Source organism: Geodermatophilus sp. SYSU D00698 (assembly GCF_054050335.1).
In genome coordinates this window covers 138471-151037 of the sequence record NZ_JBJGZD010000003.1, presented here as the reverse complement: position 1 = coordinate 151037, position 12567 = coordinate 138471, and the positions used below count along the sequence as shown (strand labels likewise).

Genomic DNA, 12567 nt, shown 5'->3' with positions numbered 1-12567 from the left:
TGACGTGGCCCGTTACGCCGGAGCCGACTGCCGCATGTGCCGGCGCGAGAAGATGAAGCTGTTCCTCAAGGGCAGCAAGTGCGAGTCCCCGAAGTGCCCGATCGAGATCCGGCCCTACCCGCCGGGCGAGCACGGCCGGGGCCGCAGCAAGGACAGCGAGTACCTCCTGCAGCTGCGCGAGAAGCAGAAGGCCCGCCGCATCTACGGCGTCCTCGAGAAGCAGTTCCGCGGCTACTACGAGGAGGCCAACCGCAAGACCGGCAAGACCGGTGAGGTCCTGCTGCAGATCCTCGAGTCCCGCCTGGACAACGTCGTGTACCGGGCCGGCTGGGGCGAGAGCCGCGACATGGCCCGCCAGCTGGTCAAGCACGGCCACATCCGGGTGAACGGCCGCAAGGTCGACATCCCGTCCTACCGGGTCAGCGCGAACGACATCATCGAGGTCGCCGAGAAGTCGCGGCGGATGGTGCCCTTCGAGATCGCCCAGGCCCGCGCCGGCGAGCGCCCCGTGCCGCCGTGGCTGGAGGTCATCAGCGGCCAGCTGCGCGCCGTCGTGCACAGCGTCCCGGCCCGCCAGGTGATCGACACCCCGGTGCAGGAGCAGCTGATCGTCGAGCTCTACTCCAAGTAAGCAGAAGGACCCCTCTGCCCCCACCGCTCGCACGCTCGCGGCGGGACCCTGCAGAGGGGCCGACGGCCCCGGCGGGCGGACCGATGTCCGCCGGGGCCCGCACCACCCCCTCACGGCGTCATATGGCGGGCGCCGGAGGACCCAAGGGAGAACACACGATGCTCATCGCACAGCGTCCGACGCTGACCGAGGAGACCCTCACCGAGCAGCGCTCGCGGTTCGTCATCGAGCCGCTGGAGCCCGGCTTCGGCTACACCCTCGGCAACTCGCTGCGCCGCACCCTCCTGTCCTCGATCCCCGGCGCTGCCGTCACCAGCATCCGGATCGAGGGCACCCTGCACGAGTTCACGACCGTGCCCGGGGTCAAGGAGGACGTCACCGAGATCATCCTCAACCTCAAGGGCCTGGTCGTCAGCTCCGACTCCGACGAGCCGGTGACCATGTACCTGCGCAAGCAGGGCCCCGGTGAGGTCACCGCCGCCGACATCGCGCCCCCGGCCGGTGTCGAGGTGCACAACCCCGACCTGCACATCGCCACCCTCAACGGCAAGGGCCGCCTCGAGATCGAGCTGGTCGTCGAGCGGGGCCGCGGGTACGTCCCGGCGCCGCAGAACAAGCAGCCCGGCCAGGAGATCGGCCGCATCCCGGTCGACTCGATCTACTCGCCGGTCCTCAAGGTCACCTACGCCGTCGAGGCCACCCGCGTCGAGCAGCGCACCGACTTCGACCGCCTCGTGGTCGACGTCGAGACCAAGCCCTCGATCGCGCCGCGCGACGCCATCGCCTCCGCCGGCTCCACGCTGGTCGAGCTGTTCGGCCTGCTGCGCGAGCTGAACGTCGACGCCGAGGGCATCGAGGTCGGGCCCAGCCCGGCCGAGGCCGCCGACATCGCGAACTTCTCGATGCCGATCGAGGACATGGACCTCACCGTCCGGTCCTACAACTGCCTCAAGCGCGAGGGCGTGCACACCGTCGGTGAGCTGGTCACCCGCTCGGAGGCCGACCTGCTCGACATCCGCAACTTCGGGGCCAAGTCGATCGACGAGGTCAAGATGAAGCTGGCGGCCATGGGCCTGGCGCTCAAGGACAGCCCGCCCGGGTTCATCCCGACCTCGGTCGAGAGCTACGACGAGGGCTACGAGACCGACGCCTACCAGGGCCACGGCGAGTACGGCACCGAGTACGGGCAGGTCCAGTACGACGACGGCTCCTACCAGGAGACCGAGCAGCTCTGACGCTGCACCGGCCGGGCGGCGGGACGACCGCCGCCCGGCCGGACCGCGTGGGCCCGCCGTGCGCAGGCCCGCCACACTGACGAAAGCGACAGCACCACCCGGATGCAGCCGGCAGACGCCCGCCCGGCCGCGTGAGGAAGGACCGACATGCCCACCCCCACCAAGGGCCCCCGTCTCGGCGGGTCCCCCTCGCACGAGCGGCTGATGCTGGCCAACCTGGCCACGTCGCTGTTCGAGCACGGGCGGATCACCACCACCGAGGCGAAGGCGAAGCGGCTGCGCCCGTTCGCCGAGAAGCTGGTCACCTTCGCCAAGCGCGGTGACCTGCACGCGCGCCGCCAGGTGATGACGGTCATCCGGGACAAGGACGTCGTCCACCACCTGTTCGCCGAGATCGGCCCGCGCTTCGAGAACCGGCCCGGCGGCTACACCCGCATCACCAAGGTCGGCCCGCGCAAGGGCGACAACGCCCCCATGGCCGTCATCGAGCTCGTCGAGGCGCTGACCGTGGCCCAGCAGGCCGTCGGTGAGGCCGAGCGCGCCCGCGGCACCCGCTTCGCCGCCGGCGCCGGCGCGGCCGCCGCCTCCGGTGAGGTCACCGCGGACGCCGTCGAGACCGCCGCGGCCGACGAGGACACCACCGAGGCCGCGGACGTCGACGCGACCGAGGCCGAGGTCACCGACGCCGAGGCGAGCGACGCCGACGACACCGCCGTCGCCGCGGACGCCGAGGCCCCGGCCGGGGACGCGGACGGCGCCAGGTGACCGAGCAGCCGGGCCAGGGCGGCGACGCCGGCGCGGCCGGGGTCTCCGCCGGCGGCGGCGACCAGGGCGCGACGTTCGAGGGCGAGACCACCGGTCCCGGTGGCGACACCTCGCCGGCCGTGACCTCCGGTGAGGTCGACGCCGAGGCGCAGGAGGTCGTGACCGACCTCTACAACCCGGACGGCGAGCGCCAGGACGACGGCGACGTCACCCCCGAGCCCAGGGCCGAGAACCTGGCCGTGGTCGAGGACCCGGTGCTGTCCCCGGACGTGGCCGCCGCGGCGGCCGCGGAGATCGAGGCCGCGGAGATCGGGGACGCCGCGACCGCGGGCACCCACGCCCCCGGCGGCGAGTCCGCGCCCGACCCGAAGTGACCCGCTGCTGAACACCGCGCACCACCGCGACGAGCCCGCCCCCGATCCCGGGGGCGGGCTCGTCCGTCTCCGGCTGTCCGTCGCCTACGACGGGACGGACTTCTCCGGCTGGGCGCGCCAGCCCGGCCGGCGCACCGTGCAGGGCGAGCTGGAGTCCGCGCTGGCCACCGCGCTGCGCGCGCCGGTCGAGCTGACCGTCGCCGGCCGCACCGACGCCGGCGTGCACGCCACCGGACAGGTCGCGCACGCCGACGTCCCGCGCGCCGCCTGGGAGGAGCAGCGCGAGCGCCTCGTCCGCCGGCTGCGCGGCCTGCTGCCGCCGGACGTCGCGGTGCCCGCCGTGACGGAGGCGCCGCCCGGGTTCGACGCCCGCTTCGGCGCCCTCGCGCGGCACTACGTCTACCGGCTCACCGACAGCGACGCCGGACCCCCGCCGCTGCGCCGGGCGGACACCGTCGGCTGGCCCCGCCGGCTCGACGCCGCCGCCATGGACGCCGCCGCCCGCCTCGTGACCGGCGAGCACGACTTCGCCGCCTTCTGCCGCCGCCGCGAGGGCGCCACGACCGTCCGGACGCTGCTGGAGCTGGCCGCGGCCCGCGACGGCGACCTGGTGACCGTCAGGGCCTCCGCGGACGCCTTCTGCCACTCGATGGTGCGCAGCCTCGTCGGCGCGCTGGTCGCCGTCGGGGAGGGGCGCCGGGCGCCGGAGTGGCCGGCCGGCCTGCTCGACCGCCGGGAGCGGGCGGGCGAGGTCGTCGTCGCCCCGCCCGGGGGGCTCACGCTGGTACGGGTCGACTACCCGGCCGACGCCGACCTCGCCGCCCGCGCGCTGGTCACCCGCGCCCGGCGCGACTAGGGGAGGGCGGCCACGGCGTCGGCGACGGGGGTGTCGCCGGACACCAGCTCCACCACCTCGTTCGTCTTGCCGGAGTCGAGGAAGGCCAGCAGGACCGCGGCGACGTCATCGCGGGGGACCTCGCCGTACTCGACGCCGTGGGCGAGGGTGACCCGGCCGGTGCCGGGCTCGTCGGTCAGCCGCCCGGGCCGCACGATCACGGTGTCCAGCGCGGGGCGCGGCAGGATGACGTCCTCGGCGCGCAGCTTCGCCTGCAGGTAGACGGCGAACACCGGGCCCATGCCCCTCGGCGTCCCCTGCCGGGCCTGCTCGACGCCCATCGAGGACACCAGCAGGTAGGGGCGGACGCCGGCGCGCTCGGCGGCGTCGGCCAGCAGGACCGCGGCGCCGTGGTCGACGGTGTGCTTGCGCTCCGCGCCGCTGCCCGGGCCGGCGCCCGCGGCGAACACGACGGCGTCGGCGCCGCGGACGACCTCCGCGACGTCGTCGACCGAGGCGGACTCGAGGTCCAGCACCGCGGGCGTGACGCCGTCGGCCTCGAGGTCGGCGGTGTGGTCGGGGTTGCGGACGATGCCGACGACGGTGTCCCCGCGCCCGGTGAGCAGCCGGCCGAGGCGGCGGGCGACCTGACCGTGGGCACCGGCGATGACGACGCGCATGCGCGGGCCGTACCCGGCGGCCGGGGCGGTCACCCGCCGGCGTCCCTGCGGGCCCGGGCGAGGTCGGCGGGGGTGTCGCAGTCGGTCCACGGCGGCGGGGTGCCCGGCTCCCGGGCGGGGGACCAGCGGGTGACCGTCAGCCGGGCGACCACCCGGCGGACCGGCACCGGGCCGTCCGCGCCGGCCACGGCCGCCCGGAGGGCCGCGGTCCGCCAGACGCCGAGCAGGTACTGGTCGCGGCCGGCGTCGTCGACGACCAGGACGCCGTCGGCGGTCAGCCGCGCCCGCAGGTCGCGGAGCAGCCCGGGGGTCACGAACGGCAGGTCGCCGGCGAGGACGGCGACCACCGCGGTGTCGACGACGGCGAGCCCCGCGCGCATCGCGGCCACCGGCCCGCCGCCGGGCGGCCGCTCGCGGACGACGCGGACGCCGGCGGGGACCGGCTGCGGCGGCCCGACGACGACCCGCGACGCGGCGTCGGGGACCGCGGCGAGGACGGCGGCGAGCATCGTGCGGCCGCCCACCTCCAGCTGCGGCTTGGCCTGCCCGCCCAGCCGGGCCGCGCGGCCGCCGGCCAGGACCACCGCCGCGTAGGGCTGGAGCGGGTCCGGCGCGGTCACGGTCCGACCGTAGGGGCCGCGGATGGGTACCGTCGCCGTTCGTGGGACGAGTCACCAGCCGCACCCCCGTGCTGCGCATCCGGGGCCCCGTGCGCACCACCCGGCCCGACACGGTGGCCGCCGAGGAGCCCCTGGAGATCCGGCTGGCCGGGTCGCCCCTGGCGGTCACCATGCGCACGCCCGGCGCGGACTTCGACCTGGTGCACGGCTTCCTGGCCACCGAGGGCGTCATCGGCGGCGTCGAGGACGTCGCCGGGCTGCGCTACTGCGACTCGGTGGACGCCGAGGGCCGCAACACCTACAACGTCGTCGACGTCGACCTGGCGCCGGGCGTGGAGCCGCCGGACACCGCGCTGGACCGCAACTTCCTCACCTCGAGCTCGTGCGGCGTCTGCGGCAAGGCGAGCATCGACGCGATCCGCACCCGCACGCGGTACGACGTCGCCGGTGACGGCACCCGGCTGGAGCTGGCCACGCTGCTGGCGCTGCCCGACCGGCTGCGCGCGGCGCAGGAGGTGTTCACCAAGACCGGCGGCCTGCACGCCGCGGGGCTGTTCACCGCCGACGGCGAGCTGGTGGCGCTGCGCGAGGACGTCGGCCGGCACAACGCGGTGGACAAGGTGGTCGGCGACGCGCTGCGCGCCGGCCGGATGCCGCTGGCCGGGCACGTGCTCATGGTCAGCGGCCGGGCCAGCTTCGAGCTGACGCAGAAGGCGGCGATGGCCGGCGTCCCGGTGCTCGCCGCGGTGTCGGCGCCGTCGTCGCTGGCGGTGGAGCTGGCCGCCGAGGTCGGCATCACGCTGGTCGGCTTCCTCCGCGGCGACGGCTGCAACGTCTACACCCGCCAGGAGCGCATCGTCCTGCCCGACTGACGGCGAGCGTGTGCGCCCACGCCGGTTCTCGGGCCGAGGAACACCGCGCGTACGCACACGCTCGTCGACGCGGCCGGTCAGGGGACGACGTCGAGGCCGATCAGCCACCGCGGGGGTGGTCGCCGCCGCGGAGCTGGCTGACCACGTGGGGGAGCAGCGGGCCGAGGACGGCGAGCCCGTCGCGCACGCCGCCGGGGGAGCCGGGCAGGTTCACGACCAGCGTCCGCCCCGCGGTGCCGGCGATGCCCCGGGACAGCACCGAGGTCGGCACCTTCCCCTCCCCGTGGCGGCGCACCGCCTCGGCCAGCCCGGGCGCCTCCCGCTCGACCACCGCGCGGGTGGCCTCGGGCGTGACGTCGGTGGGGGAGAGCCCGGTGCCGCCGGTGGTGAGGACGACGTCGGCACCGGAGGCCACCGCCTCGCGGAGGACGGCGGCCAGCGCGCCGACGTCGTCGGGGCGCACGTGCGGCCCCTCGACGGCGAACCCGAGCGCCCGCAGCCCCTCGGCCAGCGCCTGCCCGCTGCGGTCCTCGTAGACCCCGGCCGAGGCGCGGTTGGACGCGGTGACGACGACGGCGCGGGCGTCCTCGGGGAGCTCGCTCACCGCCGCCACTCGCCGCTCTTGCCGCCGGACTTGGCCAGCAGCCGCACGTCGGTGATCGAGGCCCGCGGGTCCACGGCCTTGACCATGTCGATCACCGTCAGCCCGGCGACGGCGACCGAGGTCAGCGCCTCCATCTCCACGCCGGTGCGGTCGGCGGTGCGGGCGGTGGCGGTGATCTCCACGGCGTCGTCAGTGACCTCGACGTCGACCGTCACGCCGTGCAGCGCGATCGGGTGGCACAGCGGCACGAGGTCCGGCGTCCGCTTGGCCCCGGCGATGCCGGCGATCCGCGCGACGGCGACGGCGTCGCCCTTGGGCACGCCCTCCCCGCGCAGCAGCGCCACCACCTCGGGGCTGACCAGCACCCGGCCGGCGGCGGTGGCCTCGCGGGCGGTCACCGGCTTGGCGGAGACGTCGACCATCCGGGCGGCGCCCTTCTCGTCGACGTGCGTCAGCTCGCTCACTGCAGGGCTCCCTCGATCAGGACGACGTCGACCTCGGCGCCCGCGGGCAGCTCGGTGACGTCCTCGGGCACGACGACCAGGCAGTTGGCCCGGGCCAGGTGGGCGACCAGGTGCGAGCCGGGCCCGCCGACCTGGGAGACGCGGCCGGCGTCGTAGCGGCCGCGGAGGAACTGCCGCCGCCCGGCGGGGGAGCGCAGCGGCGCGGTGAGCACCGCGGGCGCGCGCAGCCGGCCGGGCGCGGCGTGCCCGAGCGCCCGGCGCAGCGCCGGGCGGACGAACACCTCGAAGGACACGAACGAGCTCACCGGGTTGCCGGGCAGCGTGACCACGGGGACGCCGTCGACCGTGCCGCAGCCCTGCGGGCCGCCCGGCTGCATCGCGACCTTGACGAACTCGACCGTGCCGAGGGTGCGGAACGCGTCCTTGACCACCTCGTAGGCGCCCGCGCTGACCCCGCCGCTGGTGACCAGCAGGTCGGCGTCGGCCAGCTCGGCGCGGACGGTGGCGAGGAACTGGTCGACGTCGTCGGGCACGAAGTGCAGCCGCCGCGCGGTGCCCCCGGCGTCCTCGACGGCCGCGCACAGCAGCAGCGAGTTGGACTCGTACACCTGACCGGGCAGCAGCGGCTCGCCCGGCTCGACGAGCTCGCTGCCGGTGGACAGCACCAGCACCCGCGGGCGGCGGCGCACCCACAGCGTCCGGGCGCCCACCGCGGCGGCCAGGCCGAGCTGCGCGGCGCCCAGCGGGCTGCCGGCCTCCAGCGCGACGGTGCCGGCGGTGATGTCCTCCCCGGCGCGGCGCAGGTGGGTGCCGGCGGCGGGGGCGTCGCGGATCTCGACGACGTCGGTGGCCGCGTCGGTGAGCTCCACGGGGACGACGACGTCGGCGCACGGGGGCAGCAGCGCGCCGGTCATGATCCGCTGCACGGTGCCCGGCGCCAGGGGGACGACGTCGGTGCGGCCGGCCGGGACGTCGTCGGCCACCGGCAGCCGGGCGGGGAGCGCGCCGAGCTCGGCGGAGCGGGCGGCGTAGCCGTCCATCGCCGAGTTGTCGAAGCCGGGCAGCGGCACCTCCGCGACGACGTCGCGGGCGAGGACCCGGCCGTGCGCCGCGGCCAGCGGCACCTCCTCCTCCCCGAGCGGGGCGAGCAGGGCGGCAACCACCGCCTGGTGTTTCTCGACCGTGCGCACGCGGTCATCCTGGCGGATGGGCCCCGGCCCGGCTGGCGGGTGCCCGGGGGCGCGGGCAGCGTGGGCGGCACGACCGACGTCGTCGTGCTCGGGCAGGCCGGGCGGGACCCGGTGCTGCAGGTCGGGCGGCTGCCGTCCGCGGGCGGCTCGGCGGAGGTGCTCCGCCGGATCGAGGTGCTCGGCGGCCGCCCGGACCTCTCCCCGGCGGCGCTCGCCGGCCAGGTCGCCCGCGAGCGCGTGGTGGCGGCGTAGGAAGCTGTCCCCACGTCCGCGCGCCCGAGGCGTGCGGAGAGCTTCCACTGCCTGACCACACGAGAGGAGCGCCCACGTGGCCGAGTACGAGCGGATGCTGGCCGCCAACGAGGAGTGGGCCCGCGACTTCCGGGGCGTGCTGCCGGTGGCCCCGGCGCGCAGGGTCGCCGTCGTCGCCTGCATGGACTCGCGCATGCCGCTGTTCCCGCTGCTCGGCCTGGCCGTGGGCGACGCGCACGTCATCCGCAACGCCGGCGGCGTGGTCACCGAGGACACCATCCGCTCGCTGACCATCTCCCAGCACGTGCTCGGCACGCGCGAGATCGTGCTGGTGCACCACACCGACTGCGGCCTGCAGAAGACCGACGACGCCTCGTTCGCCGACCTGGTCGAGCAGGCCACCGGCGTCCGGCCGCCGTGGCCCGCGCGCGCGTTCACCGACGTCGACGAGGACGTCCGCGAGTCGATCCGGCTGCTGCGGGAGAGCCCGTTCCTGCTGTCCAAGGAGATCTGCGGCACCGTCTACGACGTCGAGACCGGGCTGCTGCGCCGGGTCGGCTGACTCCCGACCGGCCGGGTGCCTGCGTCCCCGGGTGTGCGACCTGCGCAGACGCCACACTGGCCTCCCGACCGTGACGGGGACACGGGGACGGCGGCCGGGTGCCGCGGTGGCCGGGGCGGTGCTGCCGGCCGCGCCGGACCGGCCGCTGCCGGCCCAGCGCGACCTCGGCACCGGCTGGGGGAGGACCCCGTCCCTGACGGGGCCGTTCCAGCACGTCATCCGGCTGGTATCGTCGTCGGCTGGTGCGCGGCCGCCGGCTGGTGCGCGCGCGCCGTCGGCGTCTCCCGTCCTCGGTGAGGCGATCCCACCAGCCACCCCGACGACGACGGAGGACACGAGCGCCGTGCGCACGTACTCACCCAAGCCCGGCGAGGTCACCCGCGCCTGGCACGTCATCGACGCCACCGACGTGGTGCTCGGTCGACTCGCCAGCCAGGTCGCGACCCTGCTGCGCGGCAAGCACAAGCCCCAGTTCGCCCCGCACGTCGACGTCGGTGACTTCGTCGTCGTCGTGAACGCGAACAAGATCGCCCTCACCGGCTCCAAGCGCGACCAGAAGACCGCCTACCGGCACTCCGGCTACCCGGGCGGCCTGCGCGCGATCAACGTCGGCGACCAGCTGCGCACCCACCCCGACCGCGTCGTCGAGCGCGCGGTGAAGGGCATGCTGCCGCACAACAGCCTCGGCCGGCAGATGATCAAGAAGCTGAAGGTGTACGCGGGCCCCGAGCACCCGCACGCCGCCCAGCAGCCCCAGACGTTCGAGATCAAGCAGGTGGCCCAGTGACCTCCCCCCTCACCGTGACCGACGCCGAGGGGCGCCCGGTCCAGACCGTCGGCCGGCGCAAGGAGGCCGTCGTCCGGGTGCGCCTCGTGCCCGGCACCGGCCAGTTCCGCCTGAACGGCCGCAGCCTCGAGCAGTACTTCCCGAACAAGGTGCACCAGCAGCTCATCCGCGAGCCGTTCGTGACCCTCGAGAAGGCCGAGCAGTACGACGTCGTCGGCATCCTCAAGGGCGGCGGCGTCACCGGCCAGGCCGGCGCGCTGCGCCTGGCGATCGCCCGCGCCCTCATCGAGGTCGAGGCCGAGGACCGCCCGGCCCTCAAGAAGGCCGGCTTCCTCACCCGCGACGCGCGGGTCAAGGAGCGCAAGAAGTACGGCCTCAAGAAGGCCCGCAAGGCTCCTCAGTACTCGAAGCGCTGACCGGCACCGCCGTGGGTCGCCTCTTCGGGACCGACGGCGTCCGGGGTCGGGCCAACGCCGACCTCACGCCGGAGTTGGCCCTGTCGGTGGCGCGTGCCGCCGCCAACGTGCTCGCCGACCGCGACGGGACCTCGCGTCCCGTCGCGGTCGTCGGGCGTGACCCCCGCGCCAGCGGGGAGATGCTCGAGGCCGCCGTCGTGGCGGGCCTCGCGAGCGCGGGTGCCGAGGTGCTGCGCGTGGGCGTGCTCCCCACCCCGGCCGTCGCGTTCCTCACCGCCGAGACCGGCGCCGACCTCGGCGTCATGATCTCGGCGAGCCACAACCCGATGCCCGACAACGGCATCAAGCTGTTCAGCCGCGGCGGCCACAAGCTGCCCGACGCGGTCGAGGCGGCGATCGAGAGCACCCTCGCCACCTCCCGCCGGAGCACCGACGGCCACCGCCCGACCGGCGCCGGCATCGGCCGGGTCCGCGACCTGCCCGGCGCCGTCGAGGACTACGCCAAGCACCTGCTGTCGACGCTCCCGGCGTCGGTGTCCGGCCTGCGCCTGGTCGTCGACTGCGCGCACGGCTCGGCCGCCACCGTCGCCCCCGACGTCTACCGCCGCGCCGGCGCCGAGGTCACCGTCATCGGCGGCGAGCCCGACGGCTGGAACATCAACGACGGCATCGGCTCCACCCACCTGGGCCCGCTGACCGACGCCGTCCGCGAGACCGGCGCGGACCTCGGCATCGCGCACGACGGCGACGCCGACCGCTGCCTCGCGGTCACCGCCGACGGCCGGGTGGTCGACGGCGACGCGATCCTCGCCGTCTGCGCGCTGGCGCTCAAGGAGCGCGGCGAGCTGGCCCGGGACACCGTCGTCGCCACGGTGATGAGCAACCTCGGCTTCCACCACACGATGCGCGACGCTGGCATCGCGGTGCACACCACCGCCGTCGGCGACCGCTACGTCCTCGAGGCGCTGCGCGAGCAGGGGCTCAGCCTCGGCGGGGAGCAGAGCGGCCACCTGGTCTTCCTCGACCACGCCACCACCGGCGACGGCCTGCTCACCGGCCTGTCGCTGCTGTCCCGCATGGCCGCCACCGGCGCCTCGCTCGCCGAGCTGGCCTCGGTGGTGCGCCGGCTCCCGCAGACCCTGGTCAACGTCCCGGTCCGCGACCGCATCCGGGTCGTGGAGAGCGAGGCCGTGGGCGGCGCGGTCAACGCCGCCGAGGCCGAGCTCGGGGACGACGGCCGGGTGCTGCTGCGGCCCTCCGGCACCGAGCAGCTCGTGCGCGTGATGGTCGAGGCGCCCACCCAGGAGCTCGCCGACGCGATCGCCTCCCGGCTGGCCGCGGTCGTCGCCGCCGTCGACTGACCGCCGGGGCTGGACCGGGGCGCCGCCCCGGGACGAGCATGGCGCCCACCGGCCCGGCGGGAGGACGCGATGACCGTGCGGATGCGCGACCTGGTCGGCGGGGCCGTCGGCCGGCTCCGGTACGAGCCCACCGCCAAACGGGTGCGGGCCGAGGCCGACGGCGTCGTCGTCGCGCTCACCGACCGGGCGCTGCTCGTGTGGGAGCCGCGGCGGGTGGTGCCCGCGTACGCCGTCCCGCGCGAGGACCTGCGCGGGACCCTCGCGCCCGCCCCGGCCCCGCCCCCGGACGTCCCGGCGGGCACCGGCTTCGCCGTCCCCGACGTGACCGAGCTGCGCGTGCTCGATCCCCGGGTCCCGTTCTCCGTGCGCAGCACGCCGGGGGAGCCGGTGGCGGTGCGGGTACCGGGCAGCGACCGCGTCGTCGAGGGGTTCTGCCCGGCGGACCCGGCGCTGGCCGGCTACGTCGTCCTGGACTTCGACGGCTGCGACGCCTGGTACGAGGAGGACGAGCCGCTGCACGGGCACCCGCGCGACCCGTTCCACCGGGTCGACGTCCGCGCCGGCTCGCGGTCGGTGCGGGTGTCGGCCGGCGGGCAGCTGCTGGCGGCCTCCTCCCGGCCGCGGCTGGTGTTCGAGACCCTGCTGCCGGTGCGCTGGTACCTGCCGGCCGAGGACGTCGTCGCCGACCTGGTGCCCAGCGAGACCCGCACCTGGTGCGCGTACAAGGGTCAGGCGGAGTACTGGTCGGTGCGGATCGGCGACGGGCTGGTCCCGGACGCGGTGTGGAGCTACCGGGACCCGCTGCCCGACGCGGCCGGGCTGCGCGGGCTGCTGTGCTTCTTCGACGAGCGCTTCGACGTGGCCGTCGACGGCGTGCCCCGCCCGCGCCCGGTGACGCCCTGGTCCTGACCGGCCCGGT

17 protein-coding genes are annotated in these 12567 nt (G+C 75.8%); 12 read left to right on the top strand and 5 right to left on the bottom strand.

Annotated elements, in window-relative coordinates; genetic code table 11:
* Positions 1 to 4: 4 nt before the first annotated feature.
* The 5 genes from rpsD to truA all read left to right on the top strand — a co-directional run bounded on the left by rpsD (position 5) and on the right by truA (position 3861).
* A complete protein-coding gene (rpsD, locus tag ACI8AB_RS04010; protein WP_089402122.1) occupies positions 5 to 631 on the top strand; it encodes a 30S ribosomal protein S4 in 627 nt (208 codons plus the stop codon).
* A gap of 158 nt (positions 632 to 789) precedes the next feature.
* Positions 790 to 1866 carry a DNA-directed RNA polymerase subunit alpha gene (locus ACI8AB_RS04005; protein WP_387987713.1) on the top strand — a complete coding sequence of 359 codons (1077 nt, stop codon included), beginning with the start codon at positions 790 to 792 and terminating at the stop codon, positions 1864 to 1866.
* A 147-nt stretch (positions 1867 to 2013) separates the two neighbouring features.
* Positions 2014 to 2631 carry a 50S ribosomal protein L17 gene (rplQ, locus tag ACI8AB_RS04000; protein WP_456949053.1) on the top strand — a complete coding sequence of 206 codons (618 nt, stop codon included), beginning with the start codon at positions 2014 to 2016 and terminating at the stop codon, positions 2629 to 2631.
* Positions 2628 to 3005: a hypothetical protein gene (locus tag ACI8AB_RS03995; protein WP_456949052.1), complete on the top strand. Its 378-nt coding sequence runs from the start codon at positions 2628 to 2630 to the stop codon at positions 3003 to 3005. The genes rplQ and ACI8AB_RS03995 overlap by 4 nt, the downstream gene beginning before the upstream one ends.
* A 4-nt stretch (positions 3006 to 3009) precedes the next feature.
* On the top strand, positions 3010 to 3861 hold the full coding sequence (gene truA, locus ACI8AB_RS03990; protein WP_456949149.1) for a tRNA pseudouridine(38-40) synthase TruA: 852 nt from the start codon (positions 3010 to 3012) through the stop codon (positions 3859 to 3861).
* On the opposite strand, the gene ACI8AB_RS03985 is transcribed toward truA, so the two are convergent.
* Positions 3858 to 4553: an NAD(P)H-binding protein gene (locus ACI8AB_RS03985; protein WP_456949051.1), complete on the bottom strand. Its 696-nt coding sequence runs from the start codon at positions 4551 to 4553 to the stop codon at positions 3858 to 3860. The genes truA and ACI8AB_RS03985 overlap by 4 nt on opposite strands.
* Positions 4550 to 5140 (bottom strand): molybdenum cofactor guanylyltransferase, encoded by a 591-nt coding sequence (gene mobA / locus ACI8AB_RS03980; protein WP_456949050.1) that lies wholly within the window; start codon positions 5138 to 5140, stop codon positions 4550 to 4552. Before mobA ends, ACI8AB_RS03985 begins: the two co-directional genes overlap by 4 nt.
* 41 nt (positions 5141 to 5181) lie before the next feature.
* On the opposite strand from mobA, the gene fdhD reads away from it, so the two are divergent.
* Complete coding sequence (fdhD, locus tag ACI8AB_RS03975; protein ID WP_456949049.1) at positions 5182 to 6012, top strand: formate dehydrogenase accessory sulfurtransferase FdhD; 831 nt, start codon at positions 5182 to 5184, stop codon at positions 6010 to 6012.
* Between the two features lie 100 nt (positions 6013 to 6112).
* On the opposite strand, the gene ACI8AB_RS03970 is transcribed toward fdhD, so the two are convergent.
* The 3 genes from ACI8AB_RS03970 to moeA are packed head-to-tail and all read right to left on the bottom strand — an operon-like array spanning position 6113 to position 8270.
* Positions 6113 to 6616, bottom strand: coding sequence for a MogA/MoaB family molybdenum cofactor biosynthesis protein (locus ACI8AB_RS03970; RefSeq protein ID WP_456949048.1), 504 nt, complete (start codon positions 6614 to 6616; stop codon positions 6113 to 6115).
* The gene (moaC, locus tag ACI8AB_RS03965; RefSeq protein ID WP_387987701.1) at positions 6613 to 7080 is read right to left on the bottom strand and encodes a cyclic pyranopterin monophosphate synthase MoaC; all 468 of its coding nucleotides are present in this window, start codon (positions 7078 to 7080) and stop codon (positions 6613 to 6615) included. Before moaC ends, ACI8AB_RS03970 begins: the two co-directional genes overlap by 4 nt.
* On the bottom strand, positions 7077 to 8270 hold the full coding sequence (moeA, locus tag ACI8AB_RS03960; protein ID WP_456949047.1) for a molybdopterin molybdotransferase MoeA: 1194 nt from the start codon (positions 8268 to 8270) through the stop codon (positions 7077 to 7079). The genes moaC and moeA overlap by 4 nt, the downstream gene beginning before the upstream one ends.
* 60 nt (positions 8271 to 8330) lie before the next feature.
* Between moeA and ACI8AB_RS03955 the strand changes: the two genes are divergently transcribed.
* The 6 genes from ACI8AB_RS03955 (at position 8331) to ACI8AB_RS03930 (ending at position 12557) form a co-directional block, all read left to right on the top strand.
* The gene (locus ACI8AB_RS03955; RefSeq protein WP_456949046.1) at positions 8331 to 8522 is read left to right on the top strand and encodes a hypothetical protein; all 192 of its coding nucleotides are present in this window, start codon (positions 8331 to 8333) and stop codon (positions 8520 to 8522) included.
* A 76-nt stretch (positions 8523 to 8598) separates the two neighbouring features.
* Complete coding sequence (locus ACI8AB_RS03950; protein ID WP_456949045.1) at positions 8599 to 9084, top strand: beta-class carbonic anhydrase; 486 nt, start codon at positions 8599 to 8601, stop codon at positions 9082 to 9084.
* 343 nt (positions 9085 to 9427) lie between these two features.
* Entirely contained in the window at positions 9428 to 9871 is a 444-nt protein-coding gene (rplM, locus tag ACI8AB_RS03945) for a 50S ribosomal protein L13 (RefSeq protein ID WP_387987693.1), read from the top strand.
* The gene (rpsI, locus tag ACI8AB_RS03940; RefSeq protein ID WP_387987691.1) at positions 9868 to 10287 is read left to right on the top strand and encodes a 30S ribosomal protein S9; all 420 of its coding nucleotides are present in this window, start codon (positions 9868 to 9870) and stop codon (positions 10285 to 10287) included. The genes rplM and rpsI overlap by 4 nt, the downstream gene beginning before the upstream one ends.
* Before the next feature lie 11 nt (positions 10288 to 10298).
* Positions 10299 to 11648 (top strand): phosphoglucosamine mutase, encoded by a 1350-nt coding sequence (glmM, locus tag ACI8AB_RS03935; RefSeq protein WP_456949044.1) that lies wholly within the window; start codon positions 10299 to 10301, stop codon positions 11646 to 11648.
* A gap of 69 nt (positions 11649 to 11717) precedes the next feature.
* Positions 11718 to 12557, top strand: a complete 840-nt coding sequence (locus ACI8AB_RS03930; RefSeq protein WP_456949043.1) for a DUF427 domain-containing protein — start codon at positions 11718 to 11720, stop codon at positions 12555 to 12557.
* Positions 12558 to 12567: the final 10 nt, after the last annotated feature.